The organism is Aporhodopirellula sallentina SM41, assembly GCF_000346505.1.
Lineage (GTDB): Bacteria > Planctomycetota > Planctomycetia > Pirellulales > Pirellulaceae > Rhodopirellula > Rhodopirellula sallentina.
The window spans coordinates 1-20,714 of sequence record NZ_ANOH01000256.1 but is presented as its reverse complement, the minus strand read 5'-3'; the positions used below and the strand labels follow the sequence as shown (position 1 = coordinate 20,714).

Genomic DNA, 20,714 nt, shown 5'->3' with positions numbered 1-20,714 from the left:
AGGGACCGCGAAGTTACTTTAATGTAATATTGTGTCCTTTCGCCTTCCGTTGTGGGTTCAGCGGGCCGGTGAAGACGTTCACAGAGGGTGGTCCCGGTTCTTTTCACTTCTAGCCGCCCGCGATCATTGCTGTTTTGGCTGCGATCGCGATGGCAACGGGCGAGCTTTCTCGCACAACGCCGACTGCGGAATCGAACCGTTTTTGATTACCGGCGGGCCACTTGTTTGTTCACGCAGTGGATGTGTGGAAGACTTTCCTATCTGTCATAGGCGAAAGATCGATGAAGCAGTTTGTGGTTTGTTTGTTGTTCGGAGCATTGACGTTTAGTATCGCGGCCGACGCATCGGCAGCGGGCCCTCGATTGACCAAGCGTCAGCAAGCCATCAAACGCGAAAACGAACGCAAAGCCCGCGAGGCAGCCCGGGCGGAACAGCGGGCAAAGAATAATCGGATCGCAAAAACCAACGAACGGGAAACCCCGGTCGTCGAGATCGACATCGCTCCCGTCGACCCGTCCACGAAGTCAGACGTATTGCGTTCTGCCGCACGGATCGATGAAATCATCGAGGCCGACCTGGCACGTCGCGGATTGAAGCCCAACCCGATGTCCACGAGCGAGCAGTTCATGCGGCGGGCGTATCTGGACATCACCGGTCGCGTCCCACGAGGACGTCGGGCGTGGACGTTTCTGGCGTCCAAGATGCCCGAGAAACGATCGCTGTTGATCGACCATTTGTTGAACCAGCCCGGATATGCCAGCCACATGTTCAATTACTGGGCCGGCATCCTGCGGTTGAACGACACCGGCAACAATCGGTTGTACCTGCGGCCTTACAACGATTGGTTGAAGGAGTGTTTTCAAGACAACGTCGCGTTCGATCAAATGGTCTACGAGATGTTAACCGCCGAAGGCAAGACCTGGGAAAACCCCGCGGTCGGCTACAAACTCCGCGACAAAGGCATGCCGCTGGATAACCTCAACAACACAGTTCGCAACTTCCTCGGAACGCAGATCGGTTGCGCTCAATGCCACGATCACCCGTTTGACCGTTGGACTCAGCAGGAGTTTTACGAACTCGCCGCGTTCGAAGGTGGTGTCCGCACCGGGACGCCACCGAAGGCCATGAACGTTCCCGACAACAAATTGGTGAACTCGATCCGCGAGGAACTCGAACCTCGCGAGGGCAATCGCCTTCGTCAATTCGTTAACGCGAATCGGCATCAGGTATTTGAGGTGCCCTACGGGAAGTTGAAGTACCCGTTCGATTACGTCTACAGCAACGCCGAGCCAGGAGATGTTGCCAAACCCAAAGTCATCTTCGGCGAAACACCCAAACTGAAACCCGGTCAGTCGCGTCGGGAAGTGTTCGCGCTGTGGCTGACGTCGAAAGACAACCCGCGGTTCGCATTGACGATCGCAAACCGGATGTGGAAACGTGCGATGGGCGTTGGGGTAATCGATCCCGTTGATGACATCACGGACGATACCGAACCGTCCAACGCCGAGCTAATGGACTTCCTTGTTTCCGAGATGAAACGTCTCGATTTCAATTTAAAGGAGTTCATGCGGATCATCTATCACACGCGAACCTATCAACGGCAGGTGTCTTACGACGGCTATGATCCGGCCGAACCGTATTACTTCCCAGGCCCGGTGCTGCGACGAATGACAGCGGAACAGGTTTGGGACTCGTTGCTGACGCTCAGTATCAAGGCGCCGGAGGCTTACCTGCGTCCGGACGACACGCAGTACATCGCGGCTCTCGATCTGGATGCAGACGCCGGGCGTAACGAGATTCTCGCGGTCCTGACTCGCGTTCCGGACGCACAGAAGGCAATGAACCAGGAAGAAGGAACGCAGAAGTACCAGAGCGTCACGCTGCGTCGTGCCTCGGAGTTGCAACAGCCTCTACCGGCTGCCCACTTCCTCCGCCAATTCGGCCAGAGCGACCGCGAAATCATCTCGGAAGGATCGACCGAAGGCACCGTGCCACAGCTTCTCGCTCTGTTCAACGGTCCGATCACCCACATGATGCTCGAGGCCGGATCGGTCATCTACACGGAAGTCGATCAGGCGGCGGGGATCACCAACCGTGTGCGGATTATCTTCCTCAGCATTCTCGGCCGGATGCCAACGTCCGAAGAGTTAGCGATCGCAAGCAGCGAAATTCGTCAATCCAAAGCCGCGGGGTATGGCAACGTGATTTGGGCGTTGTTGAACACCCGCGAGTTCTTATTCGTGCAGTAGCACCAACGCTCGGGCCGTCTATTTCGGTGGTTCGATCCACCATCGTTCGTTTGGCATTGGAATCATTTCATGGACCTTTCTCATCAAGAAGACTTGTCCCGCCGCGCGTTCGTTCATTCGGTTGCCAAGTCAGCGCTCGGGGTCAGTCTGCTCAGTGGACTCGAAAGCGTCGCGTCGGCTGCCTCTTCGAGCGGCAGCAGCAAGAGCAACAAACGCATGATCTATCTGTTCATGCAGGGTGCGATGAGCCAGCTCGACACGTTCGACCCGAAACCGGACAGCAAGATGCAAGGTCCGACGGGAGTGATCCGCACCAAACTGCCAGGGGTGCAGTTCAGCGAACACCTCCCCAAACTCGCATCGATGACCGACCGACTCGCGGTGATTCGGTCGATGAATTCATCCACCGGCGCCCACGGTCCCGGGCAGTACCTGATGCGGACGAACTATCGCGAAATCGCGTCAACGGTTCATCCGGGTTGGGGATCATGGATGCAAAAGGTGCACGGAAGGATGCATTCGTCGTTGCCCGCGAGCGTGCAAATTGGCGGCGGGCAGGGGCCCGGCTATTTGGGAACCACCTACGCTCCCGTCCCGGTCGGCGATCCGTACAAAGGAATCGAAAATACTAAATCGCCTAGCTACGTTACGAACCAATTGTTCGACCGTCGCATGCAACTGGCGGGCTCGTTCGACAAAGCGTTTCGCGCCCGGACAGCGAAGAATCGGGAAGTCGCCGGATACGACGAACTGTATCGCGACGCCATCGGTTTGCTGCGCAGTAAAGACTTGAAGGCGTTCGATATCAAAGCCGAACCGGAAGAGGTCCGCAAACGCTACGGCGAGTCAAAGCTCGGACGAGGTTGTTTGCTGGCGCGACGTTTGATCGAAAGCGGCGTGCGTTTCGTCGAGGTCGGCTACGGCAGTTGGGACCACCACAGCGACCTGGTGTCGAACATGAGCAACCGCGGCCCGGAACTGGATCAGGCCCTCAGCGCGCTGCTCGAAGATCTCGCCCAACGTGGATTGCTCGACGATACCTTGGTGGTCGTCGGGACCGAGTTTGGACGCAAACCCAAGATGAATGATCGGGCCGGACGGGATCACCATCCGGCCGCATATTCATGCGTTCTCGCGGGGGGCGGGATCCGAGGCGGACAGGTCTACGGAGAGACTGACGAGGACGCGTTTTACGCGGATATGGATCCGGTGAGCGTCGAAGATTTTAACGCTACCATCGGCACCGCGTTGGATCTTCCGATCCGTAAAGAGTTCTACTCACCGAGCGGACGCCCCTTCACGATCGCGCATGATGGCGACCCGATCAAAGAACTGTTCTAAGAACAGCCGATCGGACCACTAACGCGGCGTCGTTCTTCTGCCGGCATAGAACATTCGAGTGGTGCGTCACGTTCAAAATGTGGATTCAAGGCCGTAGCGAAAGTCGCCAACGGTTTGTCGATTTATTCAAGAGTCAACCAGTTTTCGTTTAACCGGTAGCCGTAGGCGACGTGAAAAGGCAAGTAGGTCGCCTTTGGCTGCCCGTTAAACGAATAAATCGACAAACCGCCAAGACGTTCGGTTATTCACGAGCCCTCGCGAAAACTAGGCTTTGACGCGGCACCAGTATCCCCATGCAACTTGGCGTCCGGATGGGAGTTAGTGGATCTTGTAAAAGGTCCTCATGCAGCTGGATCTTCAATAAAATCCACCGCCCGAGAGTAGAGCCGATAGATCCTTCTCAGCACACTAAAGTGTGTGCGGAATGTGAACGGGAGACACAGTGGGATGTGCTGTTCGCGCCCGCGTTGCCGACGTCTCACGATTGGGTTGCTCAAAGCATCTCGCCATGCGGCAACCCCAGTTGCGGGCGCAAACCTGTGTTGACAGTTTGCGTTGGCGCGAGCGCGACGCGTACGGTTTCATGGGCCTTCAAACACGGCCAACAACGGCGTTTTGTCGCATTGACGTGTCATGGCACCGCGTTTGCAAATGTTCGCTGATATCTCGTGGGGAAATTGCATTCGCCCGAACAACGAAAGGAACCCGGCCATGTTGATGCGCAACCCAGAATACTCCGCCAAGCCGCTCGCGGTAGCGAACGAACGCGAGCCCGGCACGTTGGCGAACGAGCCTGAGACCCAAGCCAACTACACGGCTCGCGAAATTCTGCTCGGCCAATTCGCGTTGATCCTCTGTTTCATCGTTGCGATCTGTTTGCGGGCGATCGGCTAAGTCACCGATACGTTACCGCACTACGTTTGGAACACACTCGCGTTGCCCGAATGGAACGGTACCGGTTTGCGCCGTGACCGATTCCTCCTTCATCAAGTTCCGAACCACAAAACCTGTGTGTTCCCATTGCTATCGTTGATCTCTTTCTATCCCTGCTCTCCACCAGGCACCTTGCCACCTACCCACGATGTATCTGAACGAACTCGACTACGAACGGCTTACTCGTTTGCTTGACACCAATTTTGCTCAGGCACTCGGTGACCGGCGTGAGCATCTCTTCCGGCTGCAGGAGCGAATGATGCTCGCCGACGTGTTGCCACCCGAGCGCATGCCGCGTGACATTGTTACGATGAACACGACGCTGAAACTAGTCGATGTTGAACGCAATGAAACGGAGGTGTACACGCTGGTCTACCCTGAGGAGGCCTGTATCGTCGAAGGAAAGTTGTCGATCCTGTCACCGCTCGGGGCGAGTTTGCTCGGACGGCGAGTCGGCGACATGATCCGGTTGCGAGTGGCAGACCGCGATTGCCTTAAACGGGTCGAGAACATCTCGTTTCAACCTGAACGCTGTGGCGTGTTCCACATGTAAACGTTCCCGCCCCACGCGGTTCCGGGGGGAAGTTCTGCACCGGGGGAAGTCGGAGGCTGCAGGGAGTTCGAAAAGGCGCTAGAATGTCCGATTTGAATCGGATCGAAGTGCCTCTCCCTGGAGCCGGACTTGTTCAGTAATTTCCAAACGCTGACGAGCGTCATTGGTGTTGCCGCCGGTCTCGCCGTCTACGGTTTGTGTGCGAGCGTGTTTGGATTGCCGCATGAAGCGTCGGTGACCGCGGGCGTTTTGTGTCTGTGCGGAATTTGGTGGTGTACCGAGTCGGTGCCGATTCCCGTGACATCGTTTGTCCCGTTTGTGGTGTTCCCCTTCACCGGAGTCTTGGATCACGCGGAACTCGCGAGGGCATACGGGGACAAATTCGTATTGCTGTTCCTCTCGGGGTTCATGCTATCGAAAGCGGCGGAGAAGTCTCAGGCCCACCTTCGCGTCTCCCACATGTTGATGCGGTTGCTCGGCACGAATTCAATGCGCCGAATGGTGTTCGGTTTCATGCTCGCTCCCGCGTTTTCCAGCATGTGGATCTCCAACACCGCGACGGCGCTCATCATGTTGCCGGTCGCGATCGCTCTGCTACAGGAGGTTCGTGAACCGAAGCTGCGGATTCCTCTCCTGTTGGCCGTTGCCTACGGATCGAGTATCGGAGGAATGACGACCATCATCGGGACGCCTCCCAACGGGGTCTTGGTATCGATCTACGAGCTGCAGACGTCGCAGGCGGTTGACTTTTTGTCGTGGCTGAAGATTGGTGTCCCTGTTTCGGCCGTGATGCTGTTGGTCTGTGGCTTTTGGTTGACCCGTGGTTTGTCGGGTTCGGTCGATTACGTACTGAAGCCGATGGGAAGCTGGACAACGGCGCAGCGTCGGGTATTGGTGGTGATCGGATTGACCGCGTTGGCCTGGATCACTCGAACCGGACCCTATGGCGGATGGTCGGCATGGATCAGTACTCCTCTGGTACACGACGCGACCGTCGGGCTCGCCGCGGCGGTGGCGATGTTTTTGATTCACAGTGGTGAAAAGGATGAAGACGGCAAACCCGACACGCTTTTGGATTGGCCCACAGCTCGTGAAATTCCCTGGGGAATTCTCATCCTGTTCGGAGGTGGGCTCGCGATCGCGAGGGCGGCCGAATTGTCGGGACTGTCCGAGACGATCGGGATGCGGCTCGCGTCGCTGCAATGGCTTCATCCGGCGATGCTGATCGCGATCGTCTGCGTGACGGTGACGTTTTTGACCGAGTTCACTTCCAACACTGCAACCACGACTCTACTGATGCCGATCCTAGGTGCCGCCGCATCGGGAGCGGGCTACGACCCGGCGGTGTTGATGATTCCTGCTGCTTTGTCGGCCTCTTGTGCGTTCATGCTGCCGGTGGCGACGCCGCCCAACGCGATCATCTTCGGATCCGAGAAAATTACCGTACAGGAAATGGCTCGCCAAGGATTGGTGCTCAACCTCATCGGCGTGGTCGTCATCACCACTCTGTGTCACTTTATCCTCGATCTGCAAACCGGACTGCACTAAGGCGTTCCGAAAAAAGACGAAGCAAACCGACGGAACCAGTGATTGATAATTCAAAGCCCCACAGATCGACCGAGAACATCACCATCCCCTTGTGACGTAATCACCACGAACACACCCCATCACCACGAACACACCTCGCATTTCAGTTTATCGGTACTTGCCGGAATCATGAAATGCGTAAACATGTTCACAGCAAACGCCGGTAGCCACCTCCCATCCACAGCGGCATTATGTCCACGCAAACCCCCGCAGAACGTACCGAAGCAGTCTATCGCCAGTTCAAACTGTTGATTTTTCTGTTCGTGATCCTTCCGGTCGTCCTGTTGGTTCTGTTCATCGAGTTTCGATTTCGCTCCTTCGAAGCAGTAATCCCGTCACAGGAACCGAGCGTGCGTGATGAAGCGAGAATGGAGATCGACGCGATGCCGTGGCATCCGGTCGAGGGCCAACGGTTGTATGTGCCTGCCTATTCGCACGTGTACCATCGCGAAGGCGCTCCCTACGATTTGACGGTGAGTCTGTATATTCGCAACACGGATGTGGAACACGAGATCGTGGTGACGTCGGTTCGGTATTTCGACACGAGCGGCAAAGAGATCCGTTCCATGCTGAACAAACCGCTCAAACTCGCACCGCTGGCGTCGACCGAGTTTGTGATCAAACGGGAAGACAAAGCCGGCGGGAGCGGAGCGAGCTTCATCGTCGAGTGGGGAGCAGGCACGGAAGTGAACCAGCCGATTGTCGAAACGGTGATGATCGACACGAAAGGGCAACAAGGAATCTCGTTCGTTGCCTCAAGCGTGATCTTGAGCGAATCAGGCAACTCGGCAGACAACGATTGAGTCGTCGCGGCATTACGATTGCGGAACTCGTTAGTTGCAACGATTCGCCGCCGGCATTTACAGGTAGGTTCTTTTCACTGAAGCTTTGCTGGTTCTTAAATGCAGCCCCTCAGGCCTGTCAGTGAAACTTTGCTGGTTTTGCAGTCGCCGATTGCGTCGCAACGCAGCTTCCGCTTAATTCGCATTCCGTGGTTGGCACAATTACTCCGATAGTGCCAGCGTGAGGAGCCAGACACCGTCAGGCCAGATACTCGGAGAAGATAGATGCGAATGGAACATGCATGGGTTGTAGCGATTGCCCTGTCTGCGGCGACGTTTGCGAATGCGTCCGCCCATGATGACTTTCGATCGCGGGCGGACAAACACGCCCCTGCGTTTCTAATGGGCGACCATGTTCACAAACCCGGTGAATGGATGGTCGAGTACAAGTACATGAACATGTACATGGACGACAACCGTATCGGAACGCAAACGGTGTCTGACGCCGACGCGATTGCCTACGGCGCGACGAGCAACCCGGTTACCAACCGCATGGCAACGCCGCAGCAGATGACCCACGAGATGCACATGCTGCACATCATGCGTGGAATGACTGAGAATGTCACCTTCTACACCATGATCATGTTGCCGAGTATCACGATGGATCACCTCCGTGGTCCGGGTGCCGGCCCCATGGAGGGCACGACGTTCACAACCCACAACAGCGGTTTCGGCGACACGACCCTCGGTGCACTCATGCGGTTGTATACGGACGAAAACGACGACTGGATTTTGAATCTATCCGGATCGATTCCGACCGGCGACATCTTCCGGGCGACCAGCATTCCAACCGGCTCGCCGACCGCGATGCCGTACCCAATGCGTCTCGGTTCGGGCACGTTCAACGCCCGGCCCGGTGTGACGTGTAAACACTACTGGGACTTCGGTTCGTTCGGGACGCAGTTCCAAACCGACCTCCCGATCGGACGCAACTACCGCGACTACAGCGTGAGCGACGAGTTCCGGCTGAATCAGTGGTACAGCCATCTGATCACAGACAACTTTTCAGCGAGCATTCGGGTGGAGAACTTGTGGCGGACCAACTTCGACGGTGCCGATCCGATGACCACGGACATGGGGATCAGCACGAACGTCGAGAGCTTTCGCGGCGGCTATTGGTTGAACCTGGGAATTGGAGCCTCGCTTCTGCATAACGGGCACCTGCTCAGCACCGAGATTGTTCCGACGCTGTACCAAGACCTCAACGGAATCCAACTGGAAACCGACTGGTCGATGGTTGCGAGTTGGTCGAAGGCGTTCTGACCAGCCCATCTCCGCTCCTTTTTCGGGTAGTGGATCTTGTCAAAGATCCTGCAGCATCCGAATCTCCAACGAGATCCTAGAACGCCTACCCGAGAGAAACTGCGGCGGAACCTGAGTACGAAACGCGTTTCTGGCCCGATTTGCTCGATTCACGAACGTTTCACGCCGGGTCTGGGGAGAAGTTCGACATCGGTCTAAAATGGCGGCTGAGATTTCCAGCCGCCGTTTGAATACCGTATGTCTGCCCCCAAAGATCCCTCGCCCGACAATTCTTCGCCCAACGCCGATTCTGCGAATATCCCCGATGCCGCCGTGTCCGACGAACAGGACGCACCGCGGTACTGTATTGGAATCGACCTTGGGACGACGAACTGTGTGTTGTCGTTTGTCGATACGCTCGCACCGAACCGTCAGGTGCAGGTCTTCCAGGTGCCACAGTGGGTGGATCTCGATACGCTCGAATCGCGAACGACGTTGCCGTCATTTCATTACACGCTCACGCAATCCGAAGCGACCGCGGCTGACAATGCGAAGAAGAATCGCAACGTGGCCCGGTATCTCGTTGAGCCCGCCAACGAACGCGTCGGCGAGTTTGCTCGCAACGCGGGTTCGATTCACCCGGGGCGATTGATCGCATCGGCCAAGAGTTGGCTGTCGCACGAGGGAGTCGACCGGTCTGCGGACTTGCTGCCGTGGCACGGTGACACCGACGTCGCGAAAAAGTCACCGATGTCTGCCTCGGCCGCCTATCTCGAGCATCTGCGCTTGGCTTGGGACGACGCGCATCCTGATTCGCCGATGGCCGACCAAGACGTCGTCGTCACGTTGCCGGCGTCATTTGACGAAGTTGCCCGGGAGTTAACCGTTGCCGCAGCGGCGCGAGCAGGGTTGCCGCGTATCCAATTGATCGAGGAACCACAGGCGGCGTTCTACGCTTGGCTCGACCGCCACAGCGACGACTGGGCCAGCCTAGTGCGTGTCGGGCAATTGATCCTCGTATGCGACATCGGCGGCGGAACCACCGACCTGACACTGATTCGTGTGCGTCCCGCAACCGCGAAGACTTCCACGCCTGAGCAGATCGAAGGCGAAAGTTCTGAATCTGACGTTGAGATGGACGGGGCGTCGCTGCAGTTTCACCGTATCGCGGTCGGAAAGCACTTGATTCTCGGCGGCGACAATCTGGACTTGGCGATCGCGAAATCGGCCGAAGCCAAACTCGACGCGCCGCTTCCCGCACGCAGGTGGCAGCAACTCGTTGCCGCGTCGCGGGGTGTCAAGGAGATGATGCTTTCGAACAACCGGCCTTCCGAGACAACCATCCATCTCGCGGGCGAAGGCTCATCGCTGATCGGCGGTTCGGTATCGGTCAACGTGAGCGCCGAACAAGTCGATCAGGTTTTGCTCGATGGCTTCTTCCCAAACGTCCCGCTCGACGCTGAAGTTGTCGGAGGGCAGAGCGGCTTTCAAGAACTCGGGCTGCCGTACGCGTCCGATCCCGCGATCACCAAACATCTCGCGGAATTCCTTCGCGCCCATCGTGACACCGGCGTCGATGACGAGCAGGTCGACTCTCAACGCGTGGACCTGGTGTTGTTCAACGGAGGCGTGCTGCGTTCTTCTGCGATTCAAGACCGAATCGTATCCTGTTTGGCGAACTGGTTCGGCGAAGACGACTATGACTGGAAACCACAAACCCTGCAATCGCCTCGTTTGGATCTCGCCGTGTCACAAGGTGCGGCGTACTACGCGTTGGTTCGACGTGGCGAAGGGGTTCGGATCGCCGCCAACTTGGCGCGTACCTACTTCATGCAAATTTCCAATTCCCCGCCGCGCGCCGTTTGCATGATTCCGGCCGACGCTCAGCCCGGTCAAACCTATCGCATCGATTCACTACCGATGGAATTGCGTGTGGGTGTCCCCGTGAGCTTCCCGCTCTGGGTTAGCAGCACCCGGTTGGCGGATCGTCCCGGCGACGTGGTCGATATCGATCCGTCGGAGATGACCGCATTGCCACCGATTCATACGGCGCTGCAAGATCGCAAACGTAAGAAAGAGTCGAGCATGCAGATTGTGGTGGAAACCCATCTGACGGAAATCGGCACGATTGGTGTCTATTGCGTTTCGGCCGGCGATGCTGCCAAGTCGGATGCGACCAAGTCCCGTCGATGGAAACTCGATTTCGACATTCGAGCGACTTTGGAAACCGACCGGGAAGCTCACCAGGGTGGCGGCGAAGCATCGGGGATCGTCGACGAAGAAACGCTGCAGGACTGCGACAAACAAATTGACGCTGTCTTTGTTCACGGTGACGAGAAGCCCGCGAAACTGGTTCGGCGGTTGCAGACGACGTTGGATCTGAAACGAGAACAATGGCCGCCCGTCCTGCTGCGTGGGATTTGGGAATCGTTGATGCGAGTCGAAACGCACCGCCGCCGCTCGCCCGCACACGAAGCCCGGTGGTTGAACCTGCTCGGCTATTCATTGCGACCTGGTTATGGTGTCGCCGTCGACGATTGGCGAACGGCGACAACATGGCGAACGCTGTTTGGAAAGATTGCACACGACGACCCGCAGACTCGCGCCGAAACGATGATCCTGTGGCGGCGGATCGCGGGCGGGCTGACCGAAGGCCAACAAGCACAACTCGCCAACGTGCTCAAGCGGACGTTGACGTCCGGCGGATTGCGTCCCGAGTCGGCCGAGGCACTGGAGTCGTGGCGACTCGCCGGTTCGCTCGAACGATTGCCGATCCAAGAAAAACTCGATCTCATTCGCGCCGCTCTCGCACAACTCGAACGTAAAAAAGCCCGTTCGCTCTATCCGGCACTACTGTGGGCGATCGGACGAATGGCGACTCGGATCCCCGCATACGGACCGATCAATTGGGTCTTGGGGGCGCGCGACGCGACCGACGTCATCAACCGCCTACTATCCAATCCGGCGCTACGTCCCGTTGCACCGGAGAGCACGGACGATCCGGGGTTGACCCAACACATCCACACCGCCGCATCTCTCGCGTTGACGCAAATTTCGCGTCGATGCAACGACCGGTTCCGTGATTTAGAGGAAACCGATCGCACCCGCGTGATCCGTCAACTCCGCGACCTTTCGGCTCCCGAACACTTTGTGCGACTTGTCGAGGAGGGCGGCCAGTTCGACCACGAGGAACAAGCCGCGATCTTTGGAGACTCGCTGCCGCTTGGGATCGAGTTGCGATAGCGTGTTTGTTGCCGAGTGTCTGATCCCCGATGTAGCAAGCCCTGCGATTCAGCGCCGCGTCTTTCTCGTGGTCACACATGGCTTCTGTGCCGCAAATCCGCAACGGAGTGCCGCATTCGATTACCACTGCCATAAAGCGGCGTGTTAGGATGCCTGATCTTCCCGTATAAGCCTGTGTGGCTTCCCGCCTATCTTCCAACATAGCCCAATGAACCACGTTTCGACCATCTGGGCGATTTTACTGTTCGCAGCCATGTCCACCACAGTAAACGCCCAAAGCAGTGACTCCGCCACATCGGCTCCCCGGTTCTCGGAGGACGTTTCGTTTCTCAAACAGCATACCGACGTGGTATTGTTGCGTTCCAACGATGCCGCGATCGCTGTCGCCCCCGCCTATCAGGGCCGCGTGATGACGAGCACCTATGACCTCTCCGAAGGGCCTAGTTTTGGTTGGATTAATCGACCGGTAATCGAGCGTGGCTTGATGTCGGACGAAGAGAAGGCAGGCAAACTTGAAGAGCACATCTACATCTTCGGCGGCGAAGAGCGTTTTTGGCTCGGTCCCGAAGGCGGCCAGTACGCGATTTTCTTCAAACCGGGAACCAAGTTCGAGTTTGAAGACTGGACGACGCCCCCGGCCATCGATACCGAACCGTTTCGCTTGGTAGAGCAAAACACAGAATCGGCGTTGTTCGAACACGAAACGCAGCTGGTCAACTTCAGCGGAACGCGTTTTCATGTCGGTATCCAACGCCGCGTCACGATGTTGGACCGAGAAGGCATCAACGCTCTCATCAGCGATGGATCGGATCAATCACGTTTGGCCAGCAGCGTGCGTTTTGTCGGATACGAAACCGACAACCGCATCACCAACTTGGGCGACCAGCCATGGACGCCGGAAAAGGGACTGCTATCCATTTGGATGCTCGGTATGTACAACCCTTCGCCCGACACCACCGTCGTGATCCCGTTCAAATCAGGCGATGATGCGGAGTTGGGACCGAAGGTGAACGATACCTATTTCGGCAAAGTGCCGGCGGACTACCTGCGGGTAGACGATGATGTGTTGTTCTTCAAAGGAGACGGTACACGGCGCGGCAAAATCGGCGTCAGCCCCCAGCGATCCAAGGGCATCGCCGGCAGCTACGATTCCAAAGCCGGAGTGCTGACGCTGTTGACCTACAACGTTCAAGAATCCCCGAACGGGTTTGTCAATTCGATGTGGGAGCATCAGGAAGAACCCTACAGCGGTGATGTCCTGAACTCGTACAACGATGGTTCGCCCGCTCCCGGCGAAGCTCCTTTGGGGCCGTTCTATGAACTCGAGTCGTCGTCTCCGGCGGCCGCGCTGAAGACCGGTGAAACGATGCAACACGTGCAAAAAACGTGGCACATTCAAGGCAGCGAAGCCGATCTCGACCCGATCTCGCAAAAACTGCTCGGTGCGTCGCTCGCGGAAATCGAAAACGCGTTCGCCTCGCCTTCGCCATAGTTGGCTGGCGACCGAACGGGAGGCATCCAACCTTGATCTGCTGCTGGCGAGTGTTTCGTTTTGTAGTCGATGCGGTGGGTCGCATCTGCTCGAAGGTGATGCACGCAAACTAGTACGTCACCTTGCGGCCGGGAAACCGGCTGAGTTCGCGTGGCGATTCCCGAACCGTTGTCACGACTAGTTCGATTCATTAGGCTTTGCTCGCCCAGCGCGATTCTGCCCACGCGGCATGGACGGATTGTCTGTTGCCATACGAGCGATCGCGCCGTTTCGTCGCCAAGTGTTTCAGAGCAGTACGATATCTTCTTCCACGCCACCATTTGAACTCGCACAAGGCCGCCTGCAGTCGCTCGTCCCGATCGCGGTCATCGACATCGGATCGAACTCGGTCCGGCAAGTCGTGTACGAAGGTTTGGCTCAGGCTCCTTCGGTATTGTTCAACGAAAAAGTTCTCTGCGGCCTCGGGCGCGGAATGGTTCACAGCAATCGTCTCAACGAGGACGGTGTTGAACGCACGTTCGCGGCGCTGCGAAGATTTCACGCGCTGGCCAAACAGCTCAACGTGACGAAGACTCACGTGATCGCAACCGCGGCGGTGCGTGACGCCGACAACGGCAGCGAATTCATCAAAACGGTCACCGAGATCACCGGATCCCACGTCGAAGTTTTGACCGGCGCGATGGAGGCAAAGTATTCGGCAATGGGAATCCAAAGCGGATTCCATCGTCCGAGCGGAATTGTCGGCGATATCGGCGGCGGGTCTCTCGAACTGATCACTGTTGATCGGGAACTCGGCGACGGAATCACGCTTCCGCTCGGTGGCCTGCGGTTGACCGAATTGTCCGACGGATCGTTGTCCGAAGCGAAGAAGATCGCCCGTTCGCATTTACGGGACGTTTCGCTGAATTGGCCCGGCATCGAACGCAATTTCTACGCGGTCGGCGGGACATGGCGATCGCTCGCCAAACTACACATCGCCAGCCGCAACCACCCGCTCGCCTTGGTGCACGACTACGAAATCTCGGCATCCGAGATGATTAACTTTTGCAAGTTCATCGCAACGAACGACTTGTCCAAGATGGGTGGCATCAACGCGGTGTCTCGCAACCGACGTGACTTGCTGCCGATCGGTGCCGTCGTGATGCGAGAGACGCTCAAGGCACTCAAGGCCGATCGCGTGGTGATGTCATCGCTCGGGCTGCGCGAAGGCGTGTTGTTCTCGATGTTGTCTCCCGAAGAGCAGCAGCAAGATTCGTTGCTTGTCGCCTGTCGAGATTTGTCGACGCTCCGTGCCCGCAACCCGGAACACTGCCAGGAACTCGCGGCGTGGACTGACCAAGCGTTCGCGACGCTGGGGATTGAAGAGACCGAGAACGAGCGGCGGTATCGCACGGCGGCCTGTTACCTCGCCGACATCGCCTGGCGGGCACACCCTGATTTTCGGGCCCAGCAATACATCGGAATCATCGGCAACGCGGGCTTCGTCGGCATTTCGCATGAAGGCCGGGCGTATCTCGCGATGGCAAACTACTATCGATACACCGGACTGGGCGGAAAAGTGACACCGCCGCCAATCACCACATTGGCGTCGCCGCTCATGCAGAAAAAAGCCCGTGTCTTGGCTGCGATCTTCCGCGTGCTGTACCTCTTTTCGGCAACCATGCCCGGCGTGATTTCTCAATTGCAGATTCGCAAAGAAGACGACGGCAGCGTTGTGATCACCATGCCGGAATCGATCGCGAATTTGCGTGGCGAACGCCCCGACGAACGCATCCGGCAACTCGCCAATGAGCTCGGGTCGAGCGTCACGCTCGAGGTCGCCTGAAGTCGGACGACATCGGCTACTCGTGCGTCAAAGCCTCATTTTTGGGTAGCGAGACTCGCCAAGAGTTTCGGAAGGGCTCGTGAATCGCCGAAAGTCTTGGCGACTTTCGCTACGGTTTTAATCTTTTTGAAACCAATTTCGAGAACTCATCAGCCGATCGGCGCTGGCCGCGGTTTCCACGGGTTAACCGGTGCTAACGCACACCGGGTAGTCGAGATACTAGGCTTTCGGGCTGGCTCTCGAAACCAACTCAGTCGATGAAGCGACGTGTCAAGTCGCCGTAGGCATCGACGCGTCGGTCGCGAAGGAACGGCCAATGCGTGCGAACGACATCCATTTCCTCGAGGCTGCATTCCGCGGTAACGATTGCGTCGTCGGCGGAGTTTGCTTTGGCGATGACCTCACCGCGCGGTGACACGATGAAAGAATTGCCCCAAAACTCCACGCGTCCTTCGATCCCGACGCGATTGGGGGCACCCACAAAAATACCGTTTGCGATCGCGTGAGCCCGCATGCTGGTCATCCACGCATCGAGCTGCCCCGCACCGAACTCCTCTTTCTCTTCATCGATCCAACCGATCGCGGTCGGATACAACAGGATGTCGGCTCCCGCCAACGCGAACAGGCGGGCCGCTTCCGGGTACCATTGATCCCAACAGATGCCGACGCCCAACTTCGCGTACCGAGTGGATATCACGTTGAATCCGTTCGGTTTGTCAGGACCGACGGAAGCTCGCGGTTGACCGGCGTCGCCCGGCGTGAAATAGAACTTCTCGTAGTACAACGGATCATCGGGGATGTGCATCTTTCGGTAGATGCCCGCGATGGTCCCGTCGGCGTCCAGAACGGCCACCGTGTTGTGGTAAACACCCGCAGCCCTCTTCTCGAACATCGGACAAACGATCACAACCTCCAATCGACGTGCCAGCTCCGCCAAGGCGTCAGTCGTCGGACCGGGAATCGATTCCGCCAGATCGAACATCGTGTGGTCTTCGGCCTGACACGGGTAACATGTCGCGAACAGTTCCTGTAAACAGATAACCTGTGCGCCTTCTGCGGCCGCTCTTTCGATCCACGTCGTGGCGGCGGCGATCGAAGCGGTCTTCGAACCAGCGTCTCGCATTTGCACGAGTGCCAACTGGACTTTGGGAAATTTCATTGCGATGGATGTCTACTTCTTTACAGGAACCGGAACCGACGTCGGTAAAACATACTGCGCCGCACACCTCGCCGGAACGTGCCACAAACGCGGCTTGAGCGTCGGCGTTTATAAGCCCGTGGCGAGCGGTTGCGAAGTGGCCAACGACGGCGAGCGAGTCGCACCGGACGCGAAACAACTTTGGGAAGCAGCCGGGCGTCCACTCACGCTGCACACGGTATGCCCGCAACGATTTGAGGCTGCCGTCGCGCCACCTGAAGCCGCCAAGCTGGCCGGCGAAACGATTGATGAGGTGTTGCTGGTCGACGGAGTCAAATTGTGGAGCGACCGAGAATGCGACGTCTTAATCGTCGAAGGTGCGGGCGGTCTGTTTAGCCCGATCTCGGATTCGATGTTGAACATCGACTTCGTTCATCAACTGCGACGGCGTCTGCCGCAAATGCAATCGGTCTTGGTCGCCCCCAACCGACTCGGCGTGATCCACGATACGGTCGCATGCGTCAACGCAGCCAACGCCGCCGGGCTGCAGATCGAGCGCATCGTTCTCAACACGTTCCCATCGAGCGAGCAATCCGAAGCCGACGAATCGACGCAAACCAACGCCGATCTGATTCAGCGATGGACCGGTTGTCAGGTCATTCACGACGCGGGAAAGCTGGCGTCTACGCAATAGACGAGACGTTCATGTCAGCACATTCTTCCCGTAGTGGATCTTGTTAAAGATCCTCACACAGCAGGATCTTTAACAAGCTGTTGATTCCCAGCGAGCTTCTCTACGCCGAAGGCGCTTTGACGATTAGCCGGCGGTCGAGCGAAGCGACCATCGCCGAAACTGAAAGCGAAGCTTGGTTTCGCCCCCGAAGGTGGTCGCGGATTCGCCAAGACGGATCCTCTACGGACACCTGGAGATCGGAGAGAACTTCGTATTACCGATTTCCGCAGGTGCGCTGACGCGACCTGGAGCGATTGGTTTGAACTCCCTTCCGGGATAAAAACTGGCTTGTCGAAAGCGTTAGCGAGACCCACTACCACCCCGGGCGTATGGTCCTTCTGGATCGAACGCCATACAGCTGGATCTTTAACAAGATCCACTACCGGTGGCCGCAGAGGCAACGACTCGGCGCGTTGTTACAGTTTCACCTTCGGCGGTTTCGGTTTGTTGATGTCTTTCGCGGTGTCCTCCACCATCGGCGGGAAACCGTTCATGTTTCGCCAGATCTCGAACCACAGCGGAACTTGATTGATCAACACCCAACCGTTCGCGCGAACGCCTTGACGCAGGTAACGGTCCTCCGGCCAATCGCTGTTCTCTTCTGGTTTGACCAGGACCCGAAACTGTCCCTTGCCGTTGTCGGTTGCGTCAACGGAGATCACTTCTCCGCCGAACGTTCCCACCGCGACACTCGGCCAACCAGCAAACTGAACCGCCGGCCAACCTTCGAACTGTAGACGCACGTGTCGCCCGGTGCTGACGAGCGGCGCATCGTTGCCATCGAGCCAAATTTGAACCGCTCGGTCAGTGGTGTCCGGCACGATCACGCAAATCGGGTCCCCCTCTTTGAGCACCGCACTGCCGGGGTTGGGAACGATCTGCGTGAGGTAACCGTCGACCGGAGCGCGAACCGTTTGGTTGGCTTGTCTCGCGAGTTTGGTTTCCACGTCAAGCAGGTCTTTGCGTGCCTTGTTCAAATCAGAGTTGGCTTTCGCGATCGAACTCTCGGCCTTCGCCACATCGCCTTGGGCTTTGTTGAGCGTCGACTGGGCGTATTCGATATCAACCTGTGCCTTCTGTTCCTTGGCGATCCGGTCGCGTTGCTTTTCGTCCAATGCAGCTTCGGCGGCCTTCAAATCGGCCTTGGCTTGAGCGACCTTGGCTTCCGCTTCACGGAACTTCTGTTCGGCCTGTTGGAACTTCAATTGGGACGCGATGCGTTCTTCGAACAGCGTTTTCTGCCGTTGATAATCCGTACGTGCTTGGGTGAACGTCGCCTGCACTTCTGCGAGCTTTTGTTCCTGCGACGACACCTTGGCGACCGCCGCATCCACTGCCGCATCCGCTGACGCGATCACCTGCTCTTTGACATTCTTGTAAGAACGAACTTGCGCCTTCAACGTTTCCACCATGGCTTCGGCGTTGATCGCGTTTCGCCGAGCCGCTTCGACGACGTTTTCCAACGACTGGACTTGGCCCATCCCCGCATCACGCTGCGATTGCAAACGAGTCATGAACGACTCATCGAGATCTCGCAGTTCCACGATGATCTGCCCCTTGTCGACGTGAGCGTTCTCGTAGATGCCTTCGCCGAACGAAACGATCCTTCCTTTGGTTGGTGACTGAATCGTTTGGGTTCGATCGGCCGGCGTGTAGGCGATCACCGTGCCGCTTCCTTTCACCGACTGCTGCCACGGAGCGATCGCAACGACGAGGAACCCAAGAATGATCAGCACAACCAACGTCCGTCCGATCAACCGTGCCTTCTTGGATGATCGAGCCAGCTTCAACGCCGGCATCGCACGCTCGTCATACGCCTCCGGCAAAATCATCGAACTGCGACGCTTCTTTCGCGGAGATGGCTCAGGCGACTTCGGGGCGGGACGGCCAGTTCTCGCTGTTTCGTTCTTGGACGGATCAGCCTCAATCTGTTTGGTTTCGGTCGAAGTTCCCATCATACCTGCCCTGCTCTTTCATCCACTGAACCACGCAATGGCGTCGCGTTCGGCCGTAAATCAATTGTCTGTTCACACCTCTGAGCGATCCAACGTCGCCCCGTTGCCACCACCAGTGTCCATGGCTGCTCCGGTCTCAACAAGACATCCAAAATATCTTCCGCCTCATCGTCGCTGAGCGAATCCAAGACCCCATCGATCAGCATCAGATTCGGGCTGCTCGCGATCGCCCGAGCGATCAATAGCAAACGAACTTGGTTCGACGCCAACGGAGAACCGCCGCTGGTCAGTTGCGTCTGCATGCCTTCCGGCAACGCGTTGACGAGATCGACGATTCCGACCGCCTCCAACGCATCTTCTACGTCCTGACCGGAAACGTCTGTTCGCTGCACGTGGATGTTTTCTTCAACCGAGGATGCGAACACCTCGCCGTCGCGAACCAACTCAACGCGGTTCCAAAAATCATCGGATCGGAAATCGTTCGGCTGAGTCGAATCGACGAGCACCTTTCCGGCCGACGGACGACGCACACCATAAATCATATCCAGTAGAGTCGATTTTCCCGTCCCCGAACCGCCGAACACAGCGGCCGATCCACCCGGGCGGATACGAGACGTCACCGGCGAAAAGACCGACGTACTTCCGCCACGATGATAGGTGACGTGCTCCAACTCAATCGCGGCCGGTTCATCAAACGCCGAGTGCAACACGGTTCCCTGTCGGGCTAACGGCAAGTCGAATAGCGCACCGAGTTTGTCCACCGAAGCGAGCAGATCGTAGAAACTCTCGAAGTGTTTACCCATCTTCGCAAACGCGCCGACGATGATCGCAACAATCAACTCCGCCGCCACCAATTGGCCCAGCGTCAACTCGCGAGCAATCACCAAGTAACCGCCCAAACCCAACAGCACCGTGCTCGCGATTGCCTGCAAACTCAGCGCGAAAATCACCTGACGCAGCAAAACATGAAAGTGCTGCCGACGGTTCACCAAATAGTCGTGGATCAATCGGTCCGATCGACTCGCTGACAACCGCTTCCCGGCCGATGACTGGAACGTCGTTTGGCAACGCGAGACATCCTCGAGCCAAGCCGCCATGTAGTACTTGCTCTTCGATTCCTTCACCGCCGTTTTCACCGCACCCCGGCCGAGCACGATGATCAGGAACGCGATCGACGCCACCAGCAACGCATCGAAACCTAACAAGAACGGATGATAAAACCCGAGCACCGCCATCCCGATCGCGGCGCTCATGATCAAACCGATTCCATCGAGCAGCAAAGACGCGGCCGCCTTTTGAACCGTCACAACATCGAAGAAACGATTCGTCAATTCAGGCAAGTACTTGCCGTCGGTACCCTCCACCGAAACGCGTGGCAAACGGTGAGCGAGGTCGCCCGCGATCCGCGCGAACAACCGTTCCTGGATTACCTCGACGATGTACGTCTGCAAGGCTCGAATCGCCGCAGACACACCCAGAAAAAACATCAGCGTCAACGCCAACACCACAATCGGTTGCACGAACCGGCCGAAGGCAACCGTGTTCACCAACGCCTCGACCGCGATCGGCGTCGCCAACGTG

At 57.4% G+C, this 20,714-nt stretch carries 14 protein-coding genes; 11 read left to right on the top strand and 3 right to left on the bottom strand.

What is annotated here, in order from left to right; all coding sequences use genetic code 11:
- The first annotated feature begins 281 nt into the window (after positions 1-281).
- From RSSM_RS16975 to RSSM_RS16925, 10 genes are all read left to right on the top strand, one after another.
- On the top strand, positions 282-2,249 hold the full coding sequence (locus tag RSSM_RS16975) for a DUF1549 and DUF1553 domain-containing protein (protein ID WP_008681322.1): 1,968 nt from the start codon (positions 282-284) through the stop codon (positions 2,247-2,249).
- A gap of 69 nt (positions 2,250-2,318) precedes the next feature.
- Positions 2,319-3,590: a DUF1501 domain-containing protein gene (locus RSSM_RS16970; RefSeq protein WP_008681319.1), complete on the top strand. Its 1,272-nt coding sequence runs from the start codon at positions 2,319-2,321 to the stop codon at positions 3,588-3,590.
- Positions 3,591-4,301: 711 nt separating this feature from the next.
- Positions 4,302-4,484: a hypothetical protein gene (locus tag RSSM_RS16960; RefSeq protein ID WP_008681317.1), complete on the top strand. Its 183-nt coding sequence runs from the start codon at positions 4,302-4,304 to the stop codon at positions 4,482-4,484.
- A gap of 187 nt (positions 4,485-4,671) precedes the next feature.
- Entirely contained in the window at positions 4,672-5,076 is a 405-nt protein-coding gene (locus RSSM_RS16955) for a GreA/GreB family elongation factor (RefSeq protein WP_008681314.1), read from the top strand.
- Between the two features lie 129 nt (positions 5,077-5,205).
- Positions 5,206-6,624 (top strand): SLC13 family permease, encoded by a 1,419-nt coding sequence (locus RSSM_RS16950; RefSeq protein ID WP_008681312.1) that lies wholly within the window; start codon positions 5,206-5,208, stop codon positions 6,622-6,624.
- Between the two features lie 230 nt (positions 6,625-6,854).
- A complete protein-coding gene (locus RSSM_RS16945) occupies positions 6,855-7,466 on the top strand; it encodes a DUF3124 domain-containing protein (protein ID WP_008681310.1) in 612 nt (203 codons plus the stop codon).
- A 264-nt stretch (positions 7,467-7,730) separates the two neighbouring features.
- Positions 7,731-8,768, top strand: a complete 1,038-nt coding sequence (locus RSSM_RS16940; protein ID WP_008681309.1) for a transporter — start codon at positions 7,731-7,733, stop codon at positions 8,766-8,768.
- A 237-nt stretch (positions 8,769-9,005) separates the two neighbouring features.
- The gene (locus RSSM_RS16935; protein ID WP_008681307.1) at positions 9,006-11,990 is read left to right on the top strand and encodes a hsp70 family protein; all 2,985 of its coding nucleotides are present in this window, start codon (positions 9,006-9,008) and stop codon (positions 11,988-11,990) included.
- Positions 11,991-12,243: 253 nt separating this feature from the next.
- On the top strand, positions 12,244-13,482 hold the full coding sequence (locus RSSM_RS16930; RefSeq protein ID WP_144059895.1) for a DUF6786 family protein: 1,239 nt from the start codon (positions 12,244-12,246) through the stop codon (positions 13,480-13,482).
- A 229-nt stretch (positions 13,483-13,711) separates the two neighbouring features.
- The gene (locus RSSM_RS16925) at positions 13,712-15,307 is read left to right on the top strand and encodes a Ppx/GppA phosphatase family protein (RefSeq protein WP_008681303.1); all 1,596 of its coding nucleotides are present in this window, start codon (positions 13,712-13,714) and stop codon (positions 15,305-15,307) included.
- Between the two features lie 250 nt (positions 15,308-15,557).
- Here RSSM_RS16925 and RSSM_RS16920 read toward each other — a convergent pair whose 3' ends face one another.
- Positions 15,558-16,466: a carbon-nitrogen hydrolase gene (locus RSSM_RS16920; protein ID WP_008681301.1), complete on the bottom strand. Its 909-nt coding sequence runs from the start codon at positions 16,464-16,466 to the stop codon at positions 15,558-15,560.
- Positions 16,467-16,470: 4 nt separating this feature from the next.
- Here RSSM_RS16920 and bioD point away from each other — a divergent pair, with 4 nt between their 5' ends.
- A complete protein-coding gene (gene bioD, locus RSSM_RS16915) occupies positions 16,471-17,139 on the top strand; it encodes a dethiobiotin synthase (protein ID WP_008681299.1) in 669 nt (222 codons plus the stop codon).
- Positions 17,140-17,594: 455 nt separating this feature from the next.
- On the opposite strand, the gene RSSM_RS16910 is transcribed toward bioD, so the two are convergent.
- Positions 17,595-19,136 carry an HlyD family secretion protein gene (locus tag RSSM_RS16910; protein ID WP_008681295.1) on the bottom strand — a complete coding sequence of 514 codons (1,542 nt, stop codon included), beginning with the start codon at positions 19,134-19,136 and terminating at the stop codon, positions 17,595-17,597.
- Positions 19,133-20,714: ATP-binding cassette domain-containing protein (locus tag RSSM_RS16905; protein ID WP_044302828.1), on the bottom strand; the 1,582-nt coding region annotated here is incomplete at its 5' end. The genes RSSM_RS16910 and RSSM_RS16905, both read right to left, overlap by 4 nt.

Excerpts from the sequence above, each read along its gene's own strand:
- RSSM_RS16945 (WP_008681310.1), top strand. The coding sequence starts at position 6,855 with ATGTCCACGCAAACCCCCGCAGAACGTACCGAAGCAGTCTATCGCCAG.
- RSSM_RS16935 (WP_008681307.1), top strand. The coding sequence starts at position 9,006 with ATGTCTGCCCCCAAAGATCCCTCGCCCGACAATTCTTCGCCCAACGCC.
- RSSM_RS16940 (WP_008681309.1), top strand. The coding sequence starts at position 7,731 with ATGCGAATGGAACATGCATGGGTTGTAGCGATTGCCCTGTCTGCGGCG.
- RSSM_RS16955 (WP_008681314.1), top strand. The coding sequence starts at position 4,672 with ATGTATCTGAACGAACTCGACTACGAACGGCTTACTCGTTTGCTTGAC.
- RSSM_RS16975 (WP_008681322.1), top strand. The coding sequence starts at position 282 with ATGAAGCAGTTTGTGGTTTGTTTGTTGTTCGGAGCATTGACGTTTAGT.
- RSSM_RS16920 (WP_008681301.1), bottom strand. The coding sequence starts at position 16,466 with ATGAAATTTCCCAAAGTCCAGTTGGCACTCGTGCAAATGCGAGACGCT.
- RSSM_RS16910 (WP_008681295.1), bottom strand. The coding sequence starts at position 19,136 with ATGATGGGAACTTCGACCGAAACCAAACAGATTGAGGCTGATCCGTCC.
- RSSM_RS16970 (WP_008681319.1), top strand. The coding sequence starts at position 2,319 with ATGGACCTTTCTCATCAAGAAGACTTGTCCCGCCGCGCGTTCGTTCAT.
- RSSM_RS16960 (WP_008681317.1), top strand. The coding sequence starts at position 4,302 with ATGTTGATGCGCAACCCAGAATACTCCGCCAAGCCGCTCGCGGTAGCG.
- RSSM_RS16925 (WP_008681303.1), top strand. The coding sequence starts at position 13,712 with ATGGACGGATTGTCTGTTGCCATACGAGCGATCGCGCCGTTTCGTCGC.
- bioD (WP_008681299.1), top strand. The coding sequence starts at position 16,471 with ATGGATGTCTACTTCTTTACAGGAACCGGAACCGACGTCGGTAAAACA.
- RSSM_RS16930 (WP_144059895.1), top strand. The coding sequence starts at position 12,244 with ATGTCCACCACAGTAAACGCCCAAAGCAGTGACTCCGCCACATCGGCT.